Origin of the sequence: Hyphomonas chukchiensis (assembly GCF_000682695.1) — a bacterium.
Lineage (GTDB): Bacteria > Pseudomonadota > Alphaproteobacteria > Caulobacterales > Hyphomonadaceae > Hyphomonas > Hyphomonas chukchiensis.
Genome location: NZ_AWFG01000063.1, coordinates 61,184 through 75,733, shown reverse-complemented (window position 1 = coordinate 75,733; position 14,550 = coordinate 61,184). Strand labels below are relative to the sequence as shown.

15 protein-coding genes are annotated in these 14,550 nt (G+C 58.6%); all 15 read left to right on the top strand.

All coding sequences use genetic code 11. The features are described from left to right. Window positions 1-269 precede the first annotated feature (269 nt). The 15 genes from HY30_RS15760 to HY30_RS15690 all read left to right on the top strand — a co-directional run bounded on the left by HY30_RS15760 (window position 270) and on the right by HY30_RS15690 (window position 14,550). Window positions 270-701, top strand: coding sequence for a copper-binding protein (locus HY30_RS15760; RefSeq protein ID WP_051615573.1), 432 nt, complete (start codon window positions 270-272; stop codon window positions 699-701). A 72-nt stretch (window positions 702-773) separates the two neighbouring features. Next, window positions 774-2,750, top strand: a complete 1,977-nt coding sequence (locus HY30_RS15755) for a copper resistance system multicopper oxidase (RefSeq protein ID WP_034742913.1) — start codon at window positions 774-776, stop codon at window positions 2,748-2,750. Continuing rightward, a complete protein-coding gene (locus tag HY30_RS15750) occupies window positions 2,750-3,583 on the top strand; it encodes a copper resistance protein B (RefSeq protein WP_034742911.1) in 834 nt (277 codons plus the stop codon). Before HY30_RS15755 ends, HY30_RS15750 begins: the two co-directional genes overlap by 1 nt. A 10-nt stretch (window positions 3,584-3,593) precedes the next feature. Beyond that, window positions 3,594-4,679: a DUF2231 domain-containing protein gene (locus HY30_RS15745; protein WP_034742910.1), complete on the top strand. Its 1,086-nt coding sequence runs from the start codon at window positions 3,594-3,596 to the stop codon at window positions 4,677-4,679. A gap of 296 nt (window positions 4,680-4,975) precedes the next feature. Next, complete coding sequence (locus HY30_RS20115; protein WP_155839377.1) at window positions 4,976-5,338, top strand: hypothetical protein; 363 nt, start codon at window positions 4,976-4,978, stop codon at window positions 5,336-5,338. Continuing rightward, window positions 5,335-6,060: a helix-turn-helix domain-containing protein gene (locus tag HY30_RS15735; RefSeq protein ID WP_034742906.1), complete on the top strand. Its 726-nt coding sequence runs from the start codon at window positions 5,335-5,337 to the stop codon at window positions 6,058-6,060. Before HY30_RS20115 ends, HY30_RS15735 begins: the two co-directional genes overlap by 4 nt. Before the next feature lie 70 nt (window positions 6,061-6,130). Continuing rightward, a complete protein-coding gene (locus HY30_RS15730) occupies window positions 6,131-6,997 on the top strand; it encodes a sterol desaturase family protein (protein WP_206741495.1) in 867 nt (288 codons plus the stop codon). A gap of 84 nt (window positions 6,998-7,081) precedes the next feature. Then, window positions 7,082-7,333, top strand: coding sequence for a DUF5676 family membrane protein (locus HY30_RS15725; protein WP_034742904.1), 252 nt, complete (start codon window positions 7,082-7,084; stop codon window positions 7,331-7,333). 109 nt (window positions 7,334-7,442) lie between these two features. Next, on the top strand, window positions 7,443-9,704 hold the full coding sequence (locus tag HY30_RS15720) for a copper-transporting P-type ATPase (protein ID WP_034742901.1): 2,262 nt from the start codon (window positions 7,443-7,445) through the stop codon (window positions 9,702-9,704). Between the two features lie 17 nt (window positions 9,705-9,721). Beyond that, the gene (locus HY30_RS15715; RefSeq protein ID WP_034742898.1) at window positions 9,722-10,219 is read left to right on the top strand and encodes a DUF411 domain-containing protein; all 498 of its coding nucleotides are present in this window, start codon (window positions 9,722-9,724) and stop codon (window positions 10,217-10,219) included. Beyond that, the gene (locus HY30_RS15710; RefSeq protein ID WP_034742895.1) at window positions 10,216-11,547 is read left to right on the top strand and encodes an APC family permease; all 1,332 of its coding nucleotides are present in this window, start codon (window positions 10,216-10,218) and stop codon (window positions 11,545-11,547) included. The genes HY30_RS15715 and HY30_RS15710 overlap by 4 nt, the downstream gene beginning before the upstream one ends. A gap of 21 nt (window positions 11,548-11,568) precedes the next feature. Next, window positions 11,569-11,916, top strand: coding sequence for a hypothetical protein (locus HY30_RS19500; protein WP_051615572.1), 348 nt, complete (start codon window positions 11,569-11,571; stop codon window positions 11,914-11,916). A 138-nt stretch (window positions 11,917-12,054) separates the two neighbouring features. Next, entirely contained in the window at window positions 12,055-12,264 is a 210-nt protein-coding gene (locus tag HY30_RS15700) for a YHS domain-containing protein (protein ID WP_081812324.1), read from the top strand. 22 nt (window positions 12,265-12,286) lie between these two features. Then, window positions 12,287-14,335 (top strand): copper-translocating P-type ATPase, encoded by a 2,049-nt coding sequence (locus HY30_RS15695; RefSeq protein ID WP_081812307.1) that lies wholly within the window; start codon window positions 12,287-12,289, stop codon window positions 14,333-14,335. Continuing rightward, window positions 14,332-14,550, top strand: a complete 219-nt coding sequence (locus HY30_RS15690) for a hypothetical protein (RefSeq protein WP_034742886.1) — start codon at window positions 14,332-14,334, stop codon at window positions 14,548-14,550. The genes HY30_RS15695 and HY30_RS15690 overlap by 4 nt, the downstream gene beginning before the upstream one ends.

Sequence of the window (14,550 nt, the reverse complement as noted above, 5' to 3'; positions counted from 1 at the left end):
ATGACCCGCAAGCACTCATGCCGCAGGTAGAGACACGCCCCTCCCGGTGGAATTAGCAGATTGTCTTGAGGGGGACGGGATTCTCTTACGTAATAATGTGTATCGCCAGCTCTTCGGAACAGGAAACGCCCTTTGCTCCCGCACCATATACTCATATTGCCTTGCCGACCTATCTATCTATGCGAGGTACGTGGTGATGGAACTTTTGGCGACGGTTTTGACTTTCCTGAGTTCCTTGCCCCTCCCCTGCCCTCACCCTGGAGACATTGATGAACCGACCACTCAAATCGATCAGTTGCCTTGCAACGGCGCTCGCAATGTTCGCCGGGGCCGCATCGGCGCAGATGCCAGGCGACAAAATGGATCATGACAGGATGGATATGCCGGCAAGCGCAAGCATGCGCCCATCCCACATGTTTGAAGGTGTGGGAAAAGTCGTCGCAATTGATCTCGAAAACCGAAAGATCGGTCTGGATCACGGTCCCGTCCCTGCCCTTCACTGGCCTGCGATGAAGATGGCCTTCCACGTGCTCGACAGTGTCGACCTGTCCTCGGTCAACCCTGGTGATCGGGTTCAGTTTACGCTGCATAAAGTCGAGAACGGCCCCTATCCGATTGCTGAAATCTGCTTGACCAGCGACACGGAGATCAGTCCGGGCCTCTGTGCGGCAGGTTCCCGGGCCGGTCATGGGGCACACTAGACCGGCTGCGGCCATCACGGCGGCTCCGGAGATGCACACTATTGTCAGACAAATGAATTCAGGGCGTACAATATGATAAACAGACGGAATCTGCTTCAATCAGGTGTGGGCGCGGGACTGGCGCTCGGCGTATCCGGTATCCTGCCTGCCTGGGCTCGGAGCGCGAGCGAAGGCAATCTCGGAATTCCCGCACTTTCAGGCAAGGACTTCGATCTTTCAATATCTTCATTCCCTGTCCGGATTAATGGAAAAGCCGGCATGGCGACGGGCATCAACGGCTCAGTCCCGGGCCCGCTTGTCCGGTTCAGGGAGGGCGACGATATCAGCGTCAACGTCACGAACATGCTGACCGAGGATACGTCTATTCACTGGCACGGACTGCTTGTCCCATTCCAGATGGACGGTGTTCCCGGCATTGCCTTCCCCGGCATCAAGCCCGGAGAGACCTTTAACTATAAATGGAACCTCGCTCAAAACGGCACCTATTGGTATCATTCACACTCCGGACTTCAGGAACAGCTCGGTCATTACGGACCTTTGATCATCGATCCGAAGGATGCCGACCCAGTGGCCTGTGATCGCGAATACGTACTTGTCCTCTCCGACTGGAGTTTCGAAAGCCCGCACCGGATCTTCTCCAAACTGAAAAAAGCAGGACCGACCTACAACTTCCAGCAGCGAACGGTCGGCGATTTCTTCGAAGACGTTTCGGAAAAGGGATTTGGTCAGACCCTTCAGGATCGCGCCATGTGGAACCAGATGCGGATGTCACAGACCGACTGGGCAGACGTCACGGCGGCGACCTATACTTATCTGATCAATGGTCGCTCCACTCAGGACAACTGGGACGCCTTATTCGTGCCTGGCGAACGCGTGCGTTTGCGCATCATCAACGGATCGGCCATGTCGATTTTCAACTTCAGAATTCCCGGTTTGGCAATGACTGTCGTTGCGTCTGACGGTCTGAACGTGAAGCCGGTGGAGACGGACGAGTTCCAGATTGGCGTAGCTGAAACTTACGATGTGATCGTCGAACCGACAGAAGCGCGGGCCTTTGCAATGGTCGCGGAATCGATTGATCGGTCGGGCCAGGTCGTCGCGACGCTTGCGCCGCAACAGGGCATGCGCGCGGCCCCGCCGGAAATGCGTGAGCCCGTCTTGCTGACAATGAAGGACATGGGAATGGGCGGCATGGATCATGGTGCCATGCCAGACATGCAGAACATGGACCCTGCCCCCATGCCAGGAATGGAAGGCATGGACCACAGTATGATGCCGGGGATGGACCACAGCGCGATGCCCGGGATGGAAGGGATGGACCACAGCGCGATGCCGGGTATGGAACATGGCGGGATGTCCGGCATGGAACCCATGGGGTCCATGGACAACCTGGCATCCGGCGTGGAGCGCGGTCCGGGTGTGGTTGGAATTGCCATGAACCCGGTCAACCGCCTTGATGAGCCCGGACAGGGGCTCGGCAATGTCGACCATCGCGTTCTGCGGTATTCACAGCTTCGTAGCCTCGATCGCAATCCGGACCTTCGTGCGCCTGAACGCGAAATCGAACTGCATCTGACCAGCAACATGGAACGGTATATGTGGTCATTTGACGGGGTCAGATTTGCGCACATCAAGGAGCCGATCAAGTTCTACAAGGGTGAGCGGCTGCGGCTGACCATGATCAATGATACGATGATGCCCCATCCGATCCATCTGCACGGCATGTTCTTCGATGTCGTGAACGGGGGAAACGATCACAAGCCGCGTAAACACACGATCGTTGTCAAACCCGGTGAGAAACTCTCGGTCGACATCTCAGCCGAACATGTCGGCGACTGGGCGTTCCACTGCCACCTTCTCTACCACATGCACGCCGGCATGATGCAGGTCGTCTCGGTTCTGGACGAGCCAAATCCCTATGCGAGCTCAATGCCGGACATGATGAACATGGAGGGAATGCCGATGGAAGGCATGGACCATAGCAAGATGGATCACTCCGGAATGAGTGGCATGGACATGCCGAATGTGAACACCGGGGAGAACAAGTGATGCGCATCAAGATCGTTTCTACCATCGCTGCCGGTCTGGCTTTATCGAGTTTTACATTCGGAATGCCCGCATTCGCCCAGCAAGAAGGCAATCAACAAGGGACGCAGACCAGCGAAGAGCCGCTCTGGTCGCAGGCAGATGCCTATTATGACGCTGTGGAGATGGCTAAAGCCCGCGAAGAGGTTTTGTACGAGGGCGGCGCTCAGCCAACATACTACGTGCTGTTCAACCAGCTGGAAGCTCAGAGCGCTGACGGACGTGATGACCTCTATTGGAATGGGCAGGCCTGGTATGGCGGCGATATCAACAAGATCTGGCTCAAGACAGAAGGCAGGTCGTCGTTGAATAATGGCGATGTTGAGGATGCCGAGCTCCAGGCTCTCTACTCCCGGGCAATTGCGCCGTACTGGAACGTCCAGGCGGGCCTTCGGCACGACTTCAAGCCGGACGGCCTGGATTATGCTGTCATTGGCATGCAAGGCCTGGCTCCATACTTCTTCGAAATCGATGTGTCTGCGTTCCTGAGCACCGAGGGGGATGTCTCGGCCCGAGCCGAGATTGAGTATGACCTGCTTCTGACGCAGCGGCTCATCCTCCAGCCCCGTATTGAGGCCAATCTCTCTCTTCAAGACGTTCCCGAGAGAATGTTGGGAGCGGGCCTCAATAACATAGATGCTGGTCTGCGCCTTCGTTACGAGATCAAACGCGAATTCGCGCCTTATATCGGCGTCGAATGGCAAGGCAATTTCGGCGACACGAAAGATTTCATCCAGGCGACCGGAGGCGAGACGGATAAAACCGTCTTTGTCGCTGGCGTTCGAACCTGGTTTTAGGAGAACCAAAATGAACAGTCTCATCGAACCCAATATTCACCCCATTCTGGTTCACTTTGCATATGCCTTGTCGATTACGGCAGTCGCCGCCTACCTGCTCTCCAGGTTTCCCCCCGCTGCGAGGTGGCGCGATACGCTCGCGCCTGCTGCCGACTGGATGCTGGCCTTTGGCGCGCTTGCGATCATCGCAACGATCATTGCCGGGCTGCAGGCCTACTACACGGTGGACCATGACGCGCCATCGCATGCGGCAATGACGACCCATCGAAACTGGGCCGTCCCTTCAGGAAGCGCGATCATTCTTCTCGCGATATGGCGCTGGACCAACCGGGCAAAGGCTGCATCAGCTGTTTTCATTGCAGGGCTGACAGCAGCGGCGCTGGCTTTGACCGTAACGGCCTGGTGGGGCGGCACGATTGTCTACAGCTATGGTCTCGGCGTTAAAAGTCTACCGACAGTAACCGGTGACGGGCATGACCACGATCATGGTGGCGGCACGCCAACAATGCCCGAAGACCACGACATGAGTACGATGGACGCCATTGGACCAGAAGACGATGATCATGGCGCCGCTGGCGGAATGGCCGGGACGACGGGCCATGACAATTCTGACGGCCACCACGCGCCGGTTGCAGCCGCGCATGACGCTGGCGATGGCCATCATGACACGGAAAGTTCTGTTCCCGCCGACATCGCTCCGGAAACACCAGGCACACCGGGCGGTGTGGTTGACGCGTTCCACAGCGCGCTCAAAACCGGAGACAGCAAGACCATAAGCGGGTTGACAGACCCAGCTGTTATCATAGCGGAGGGGGGCAGTGTCGAGCGGTCCCTGGAAGAATATGCCGGTCACCATATGCCAGCCGACATGGCCTATAAGGCGGCTGTCTCGTTTGACCTGAAGGACCGCCAGGTGCTCCAGTCCGGCGACATGGCGACGGTGATTTCGCAGTCCGACGCCACCGGCACCTACGAAGGCAAGGCGATCCACATGCAAACGATGGAAACGATGGTCCTGAACCGCGAAGGCGGCACCTGGAAGATCACCCATATCCACTGGTCGTCTTCGCCGGTCACCGACGATCATTCACACTGATCGATGACGCAGGCAGATCCCAATTCCGTCTACAATCCGAATGCGGAACTTCACGGCCTGATAAGGGTCGGTTCGTGGTGCGCTGGCATTGTCGCCGCGAAACGCTTTTGGTTGCGGGCAAAGGGACGAGACGCCAACCGTCCGCCAGATCGGGCCAGGGGATGGATTACGATCAGCAGGTTCTTCGTTCTGGCCGCGCGGACAATGCCCTGGCCATTCGTTGGGCAATCAATACAGGGGCACACACTCCGAGGGCCCACGTCCCGACCGTGTTCGGATTCAGTCGGCGTCGTTCCATGACCGATCCGTGGATCGCGCTTCATGCAAGCCTTCTGGCAGCGCAATCGGTATTTCAAAGGGTTATGACGGCGCCTCGGAATTCGCCCCTGGATCGCAGGATCAGCGAAATGGGATTCATGTCGGCAGATATCGGCGTCCTTTTTGCGGAGACCCCGGGCCTATTTGCTGGCGCCGCCTCGGAGAATACCGCCACCCTGGCCGAGGCGATAGCTGGCGTGTTCGCCGCTTTGAAACAAGCCGCCCGACGAACGAGCGGATCTGATATGGAAGACATCGCGGCCGTATGCGACATGTGCGAGACCGCGATCAGCGAATTTCTGGCTGGGAACAGCAAGGTCACCCCGGCGCAATCCCCATGAGTGCGCGCGTATGGTCTGGCGCTTTGGTCATTGGGGTCGGCTGGGCGATGCTTGACGCACAGATCGGCGAAAATGACGGGCACGCGCATTTAGCCCATCAGATCATACTTGGTCTGGATGGCGCGGTCGTGATCACGGCCGCGGGCGAGATAACCGCGCCAAAAGACAGAGCTGTCCTGATCCCCGCAGGGCAGACACACGCGATCGGTCCAAAAGGACGCCAGACGCGCTCAGTCTATGTTGATCCGCGGTTCTCAGGGGTCAGAAACGATCGGAAAGACAGTCCGCTGGTCTTCCTTCATGATGAATTGTCTGCCGCTCTGAGAGATATTGGCAATGCAAACCAGGCGCGCCACTGGGCCAGAATGTTTGCAGGGCGCTTGCCCGGCTCTGCGATAGATGCGCGCCTGCAGACCGCGTTTGAAAATGCCGACGCGCTTACCAGCCCGGCGGCACTGGCGCGCGCCCTGTCGCTGTCACCAAGCCGGCTGCGTGACATCGTGGTGTCAGATTTCGGCGTGCCGCCAAGCAAGCTTCTGCAATGGCTGCAATTGCTTGGCGCCGCCAAGGCGCTTGAGGCGTCGGCCAGCCTGGCTGATGCCGCTGCTGCGGGCGGGTTCTCAGACCAAGCGCATTTCACGCGGCGACTACGCCAATGGTTCGGCGTGACACCGAAAGTCGGCCTGTCTGGTCTGGAGGTCTCCATTGATGACCCCATCTGAACCGTTGATCCATTCAAGACCCGGTTCGGCGTTCAGGCCATTGACGCTCTCCAAATCAAGGAGAGTCGCCATGTTATCCGTGTTCAAGCGTCTGTATGCCCCAACCTTCTTCCTCGGCTTTCTCGCCGCCGCTCTGACGCTGGTGGAAACGGGGGGATCGCGTCTCTGGCTGCCCGCGCTGGTGGTCGTGGCCATCTTCGCGTCTTACCTGGCCGAGAGGATCGCTCCGTACGAACCGGTCTGGAACAAGCCGGATAAAGACCGCGTCCGCGACATATGTCATGCGGTGGTCAATGAGGGCACGATTATTGTGTTGGTCGTTCTGCTTCCGGTCTTTGCGGCGATCATACCTTGGGCACCTCTCTGGCCTTCAAATCTCCCGCTATGGGCTGACGTCGCGCTGTCGATCATTATGCTTGATACCGGAATTACACTGGTCCATTTCGCCAGTCATCGGGTGAACTTGCTTTGGCGTTTCCATGCCGTTCATCACTCGGTCAAACGCATGTATGGTTTCAATGGCCTGCTCAAGCATCCGGTCCACCAAACTCTGGAAATCATGGGCGGCACCCTGCCCTGGCTATTACTCGGTATTCCGACCGAAGTCGCTGCGATAGCAACCTTTGCGGTCGCTGTGCAGCTGCTGTTGCAGCATTCCAATGTCGACATGAACATCGGTCCGCTCAAATATGTCTGGGCAGTCGCCCCGGTTCACCGTCACCACCATGTCGCGTCGGCGCAGGACGGCGACGTCAATTTCGGGCTTTCTCACACTCTGGGATTTCCTGCTTGGCACGGCGCGCTTCTCATCGAGCGACGGGGTACGTGCCGGTGCAATCGGGATCGATGGTCAGCCAGATTATCCAGCCGCCTATGCCGCTCAATTCATCGAACCATTTCACAAAGTACAAATACGGAGTTGAATATACCCCTATAGGGTATTATGTGTATATCTATGCCGATGCCAAGTCGCCCGCTCCATGCCTCAAGTGGAGCGTCCCAGGCAAAGAAGGAGTTCACAATGCGCCTCATCCCGACCGGACATGCCCTGTCAATTTTTCTCGCCCTGACTTTTACAATCTGTATCGCGTGGGGGCTCACCGCGCCGGCTGATCTGCATATGCACGCCGCATGGGAGCAGTTGCTGCCGGGATTCAAATTCATTTCGGTGTCGAGCTTCTTCCTCGGGCTTGTCGAGGCCTATCTCTATGGCTGGTATATCGCGCTCGTCTTCGTGCCACTCTACCGGCTGTTCAATCGCCAACGTGCCTAGCGCGCAATTTCAATGTTCTTCTCTTTGGATCAGCCCGCAGTATTCCGGCGCTGGATCAAGGAACGGGACGCACAGCGAAACACTTCAACCACACCCCGGAGGGGCGGACATGACAGATACTGATCACAAGAATCACGCGCATGGACATCATGAACATCAGCATCACGGCGCTGGTCATGATTGCTGTCATGCCGGGGGCGACACTGATGCGGGTGCCGACGGAAAATACGATCTTGTGCCGCCGGCGTATTCCGGCACAGTCTACACGTGCCCCATGCATCCCAACGTTCGCGATGTACGCAATTCCGGCTGTCCAATATGCGGCATGGCGCTCGAGCCCGAAGGCATCGTCGTCGGCGCGGAGGACACATCCGAACTCGACGATATGACACGTCGGTTCTGGATTAGCGCAATCTTCACCGTCCCGCTTGCCATTTACGCCATGGGCGACCTCATCCCGGGCAAACCGCTCGAAGGTCTGTTGCCAGCCGGCTGGGCCCAATGGGCTCAATTCGCACTGGCAGTTCCTGTCGTGCTCTGGGGCGGATGGCCCTTCTTCCAACGCGGCGCACGCTCCCTCCGGACGATGAACCTCAACATGTTCACACTCATCTCGCTCGGCGTTGGCGTTGCCTTCATATTTTCGCTCGTTGCCACGGCCCTTCCGGGCATCTTCCCGCATGCGTTCCGTAACGAAGCGGGCGAAGTTGCTGTCTATTTTGAAGCAGCGGCGGTCATCACGACGCTTGTTCTTCTCGGGCAGGTGCTTGAGCTGCGGGCCCGCAGTGCCACATCAGGCGCGATCCGTGCGCTTCTGGAACTCACGCCGCCAACGGCCAATCGGATCATGGCTGATGGCCAGGACGAGGAGGTCTCTGTCGATGACATTCAGGCCGGCGACCGTCTGCGCGTTCGCCCCGGCGAGAAAGTCCCGGTCGATGGCGAGGTTGTTGAAGGCCGGTCGAATGTCGACGAGTCCATGATCACGGGCGAACCCATTCCGGTCGAGAAAGCAGCAGGCGATCCGGTCACCGGCGGCACCGTGAATGGCACGGGCTCATTTATTATGGCGGCGACCCGCGTCGGCGAGGATACGATGCTCTCTCAGATTGTGCGCATGGTCGTCGAAGCGCAGCGATCACGTGCACCGATCCAGAAGCTCGCCGACACTGTGGCGGGCCTGTTTGTTCCGGTGGTTGTTCTGACCGCTATTGTCACTTTCATCATCTGGGCGGTTTTCGGGCCACATCCGGCCATGGCATTCGCGATCGTCAATGCGGTCGCTGTGCTCATCATCGCATGTCCCTGCGCGCTGGGTCTTGCGACGCCCATGTCAATCATGGTCGCGACCGGAAAGGGCGCTCAGTCTGGCATTCTGATCAAGAATGCTGAAGCGCTCGAGACGCTGGAAAAAGTCGATACAATTGTCGTCGACAAAACGGGCACGCTCACCGAGGGCAAGCCCAAACTCGTTACGGTCGAGCCAGCCGAAGGTCTCGCTGAAGCGGACTTCCTCTCTTATGCCGCCGCGATTGAACGCGGCAGCGAGCACCCGTTGGCCCAGGCCATCGTCAATGGCGCCGAAGAACGCGGGGCCGTACGCCTCGCCGCTTCAGACTTCGAATCCGTCACCGGCGAAGGCGCGCAAGGGCGCGTCGATGGCAAACGGCTTGCGATCGGCAATGCAAAAATGATGCGCCGGGTCGGCGCATTTGACGACGCGCTGAAAGCCCGCGCAGAATCCTATCGCCGCGAAGGCCAGACGGTGATGTTCGTCGCGCTGGATGGCAAACCGGCCGGGCTGATCGGTGTCGCCGATCCGATCAAGGCGACAACGCCTGATGCCATTGCAGCCTTGCACAAGGCTGGCATGAAAGTCGTCATGCTGACCGGCGACAGCCAGGCGACAGCCGAAGCGGTGGCGCGTCAGATTGGCATTGACGCGGTCCATGCGGATGTCTCACCAGAAGACAAGAACCGGATCATACGCGAACTCCAGTCCCAGGGCGCTGTTGTTGCCATGTGCGGCGACGGGATCAATGACGCCCCTGCCCTGGCACAGGCGGATGTCGGGATCGCGATGGGAACGGGTACGGATGTCGCGATGGAAAGCGCCAGTGTGACCCTGGTCAAAGGGGATCTTCGCGGCGTTGCGCGCGCACAGCGCCTCAGCCGCGCGACAATGGGCAATATTCGCCAGAATTTGTTCTTTGCTTTCGTGTATAACTCGCTTGGTGTGCCGGTTGCCGCGGGCGTTCTCTATCCCTTCTTCGGCCTGCTCCTCAGTCCGATCATTGCCGCCGCCGCAATGAGCCTGAGTTCGGTATCGGTCATCGCCAATGCGCTGCGGTTGCGATCCGTAAAACTGTAATTTGAAAGGAGACTCTCATGTCGAAATGGATTCTTGGATCCCTGGGGGCGGCAGTCTTCGCCATCGTGGCTGGATTTGCCGTTATGAGCGGAACTGCCGGCCCGGCGAATGCGCAGACCATTACCGTCTACAAGACGCCCTGGTGCGGGTGTTGCACAGCCTGGGTCAAACATCTTCAGCGCGACGGCCTGGACGTCCGCGTCATCGAACGCGAGGACCTGGCTCCCGTGCGGGCCTCGCTTGGCGTGCCCGACCAACTTGCATCCTGCCACACCGCCGAGATTGATGGGTATGCGATCGAAGGCCATGTCCCGGCCGCGGACATCCGAAGGCTGCTGAAAGAGCGTCCCGCCGGAGCGGGACTATCTGTGCCTGGCATGCCGATGGGCTCGCCGGGGATGGAAACACCAAATTCGCCTGACGCCTATGATGTGATCCTGTTCGATGGTGAGGCGCAAAGCGTATTTGCCAGCTATGTTGGCCGTTTCCCGGCCGAGCAGGCAGCGGACCAATGACGTCCGAAACCTATAAGAAAGGTTCGCTAAGCCTCGCTGGCACTGTCGCGATGGGCACAGGCGTGATGATTGGCGCTGGTATCTTTGCCCTCACCGGCCAGGTTGCGCAATTTTCCGGTCCCGGCTTCCCGCTTGCGTTTCTGATTGCAGCCTTGATCAGCGGGTTCAGCGCCTACACCTATATCAAGATGTCGAACAAATACCCGTCGGCAGGCGGCATCGCGATGATCCTGCAGAAGGCGTACGGGCCAACCACGATTGCCGCCGCCAGCGCGCTCCTGATGACCATGTCCATGATTATCAATGAAAGCCTCGTCGCGCGTACCTTTGGGGCCTACACTTTGCAGCTCTTCGATGTTGCGAAAGACAGCGTCCTGGTGCCGGTGCTCGCAGTCGGGTTAATCGTCTTTGCTTTTGTGATCAACATATCCGGCAACAAGATAATCGGCGGCGTGTCCAAAGTCGCGGCCGTGCTCAAAGTCGGCGGGATACTGGTCTTTGCTGGCGCAGCGCTCTGGGCGTCAGGCCTCTCCTTCGAAGCGGCATCCTCTGCGACCACTGAGCAGACCGGACCCGCCGGTTTCCTGGCCGGTGTCGCGCTTGCAATCCTGGCCTTTAAAGGCTTCACGACGATCACGAATAGCGGCGACGAGGTCCAGAACCCCAACAAGAATGTCGGCCGGGCGATCATCTGGTCGCTGGCCATCTGCCTCGTCGTTTATATGGCTGTGGCACTGGCCGTCGGCTCTTCGCTGACACTGGAAGAGATTGTTGCGGCCAAGGACTTTTCATTGGCCGAAGCCTCGCGCCCGGCCTTTGGCGATCGTGGCGTGGCGTTTACCGTGATCATCGCGATCATAGCCACAGCGTCCGGACTTCTGGCCAGCGTGTTCGCCGTCTCACGCATGCTCGCCATGCTGACGAATATGAACCTGATCCCGCACAAGCATTTTGGCATGCCCGGTGGCATCCAGACGCATACGCTCGTCTACACCGTCGTGCTCGCTGCCTTTCTGGCCGCCTTCTTCGATCTTGGCCGGATCGCCTCACTCGGCGCGATCTACTATCTGGTCATGGATATCATCATCCATTACGGCGTGCTGCGGTATTTGCGCGAGGATGTCGGCGCCCGCGCCTGGGTCCTGATCGCCGCCATTCTGTTCGACTTGATCGCGCTTGGCGCATTCCTCTTCATCAAGGCCAGTGCTGACCCGATGATCGTCGTGATCGCACTGGGCTCCATGGCGGCAATCTTTGCCTTCGAAGCCCTCTATCTGGGCCGGATCCGCGACAAGGAGGCGCCCGATCATGCGCACTCCCATTCGTGAATTTCCTGGGATACATATCTGATGCGCCTGGTCGATCGCCCCATAATCTGGATTGTGATCTTCGGCGTCCTCACAGCCTTTGCGTGGGAGGCTTTGCAGATGCCTTTCTATGCAATGGATCACCTTAGCCACCGGCAGATGACCATGCCCTGCGCCCTCGCGTCTATCGCGGACGCCGGTCTGATGGCGCTCGCTTACGGTCTTGCGCTGCGGTTTGGGTCGCCCGGCGTCTCGAATCCCATGCCGCTCCTGATCATGGCCAGCGCCGTCTCATTGCGCCTGCAGGCTGGAACGGGCGCCTCTGCGCACTTTCATGAGGGGCGACCGGCTTCGTTGCGTATTAGAACTCAAGAAGCTGTTCTCGCATGACTGATCGCGATCTGACCGAAAAAACGTCTCCGCATCGCGCGAACGCTTTGTAGACCGGCGTGACCGGTGAAATCGTCCCTGCCGATGCTGGATTCCAAATCGGCGACATGGTGCCGCATTGAATATTGGAGCGCGTCGATGACTGTCGAAGATCCCGTCTGCCGCAACATGATTGCGCTGGAAGAAGCGGCTGCGTCAGAGGCGTACGCAGGATGGACCTATTTTTTCTGTTCCAGCCGGTGCCATCAGGTCTTCAAGTCCAATCCGCGCCGCTATGGCGACCCCGGTCTGCCGCCACGGACCCGTCCTGTCGCCGCCTCCCCCGATCCTTCGTCTCACAAGACCTGACCAGTAGGAAAAGATCGCCGCCATGGACCATTCCGCCCACACCCATCAATCCGATCCTGCGGCGACGATTTCAGGGCCGCAAACCAAGCCCAGCGCGCATGGCGGTCATGACCATACCGACATGATCGCGGAATATCGCAAGCGCTTCTGGGTCGTCCTGGCTGCGACCGGGCCAATTCTTGCGCTCGCGCCAATGATACAGGGTTGGCTTGGGCTGACAGACGTCTTGCGTTTTCCGGGTGACCGATACGTGCTGGCGGCGCTCTCAAGCCTCGTGTTTTTCTATGGCGGCTGGCCGTTCCTGAAAGGCTTCTGGCGAGAGATTACCACCCGCGATATCGGCATGATGACGCTGATCTCTGTCGCGATCACCGCTGCCTATGCCTATTCGATGGGCATGGTTGCACTCGGAAGCGACGAGACTTTCTTCTGGGAACTGGCGACATTGATCGCAGTCATGCTGCTCGGGCACTGGATCGAAATGAAATCGGTCCTTGGCGCCGGCCGGGCGCTCGAGAAACTTGCAGCGCTGATGCCAGACGAAGCCCACCTTGTGGCAGAAGACGGCTCGGTAAGCGATGTGTCCGTCTCGACCCTCACCGGCGGCGAGCATTTGTTGATCAAGCCGGGCGAAAAAGTCCCCGCAGACGGGATCATCATCAAAGGCGAGTCTTCGCTCAACGAATCCATGTTGACCGGTGAGTCCAAGCCCATCTTCAAGGGGGCTGATGCAGAAGTCATTGGCGGTTCGATCAATGGAGAAGGTTCGCTCACCATCCGAGTCGACAAGACCGGCGACGAAACATTTCTGTCGAGTGTCATCAAACTGGTCCAGGAAGCCCAGGCCAGCAAGTCGAAGACACAGGATCTCGCAAATACAGCCGCAAAATGGCTGACCTTCATTGCGCTTGGTGGAGGCCTTTCGACCGTTCTGTTCTGGACCCTGTTCACGGGTCAGGGATTCTCGTTCGCAATGGCCCGCGCAGTGACGGTCATGGTCATTGCCTGCCCGCATGCGCTGGGACTTGCCGTGCCGCTGGTCGTGGCACGCTCAACCGCTATTGCAGCGACCAATGGCCTGCTCATCCGCGACCGGACCGCGTTTGAAGAGGCGCGCAAGATCAACGCGATCATCTTCGACAAGACCGGGACGCTGACCAAAGGCGAGTTCGGGATCACCGATACACTCGTGTTCGACACGGCGTTTACCGAAGACGAGGTCATCGCCTATGCCGCCTCGATCGAAGCCCATTCCGAACATCCGATAGCTCAAGGGATCGTCCGGGACGCGCCGGAGACCTGGCCGGTCGACAAGTTCAAGGCGATCCCCGGCAAGGGCGCTGAAGGCGTCGTCAAGGACCGGAATGTCAAGGTCGTGAGCCCGGGTTACCTGCGTGACCAGGGACTGGTCATGGACGATCCGCGATTTGAGACCCTGAGCGCACAAGGCAAGACCGTGGTCTTTGTGCTGATCGAAGAAAAGCTGATCGGCGCTATCGCTCTTGCAGATATAATCCGTGAAGAATCAGCAAGCGCCATCTCTCAACTCCAGGCAATGGGCATTCGGTGTATTATGCTCACAGGCGACAACAAGCAGGTCGCTGATTGGGTCGCCAAGGAAATCGGACTCGACGAAGTCATCGCCGAAGTCCTGCCTGAACAGAAAGCGGAAAAGGTTCGGGAAATCCAGTCACGCGGTCTGATCGTTGCGATGATCGGCGACGGGGTGAATGACGCCCCTGCCCTCGCCCAGGCCAATGTCGGGATCGCGATCGGCGCGGGTACGGATGTCGCTATCGAAACGGCCGATATCATCCTTGTCAGGTCGAGCCCATCCGATGTTGTGGCAATAATCGGACTTGCCCGCGCGACCTATAGCAAGATGATGCAGAACCTCGTCTGGGCGACCGGCTACAACGCGTTTGCTATCCCTGCGGCTGCGGGGGTCTTCTTCCCCTGGGGCCTGATCCTGATGCCGGCGGTTGGCGCGGTGTTGATGTCCGCCAGCACGGTGATTTGCGCGGTCAACGCCCAGCTCCTCAAACTGAACCGGAAGGACGTCTCGGCATGAATGGCGCCAAACCGGGTTTCTGGACTGTTATCGAGCTTTACACTCGCCCGTTTGGGATCGCAGCCATGCTGCTGCTCGCGATCGATCATTATCAGCATTTTCGCTGGGATGACTGGGTCTTTTCGGGCTTCGTTTTTACGAGCCTCATTCTCGGACTGGTCGTGACCTGCCGGCGAATTCTTCATGACGCAACCTCGCCCAGGTCAAGCCGCTAG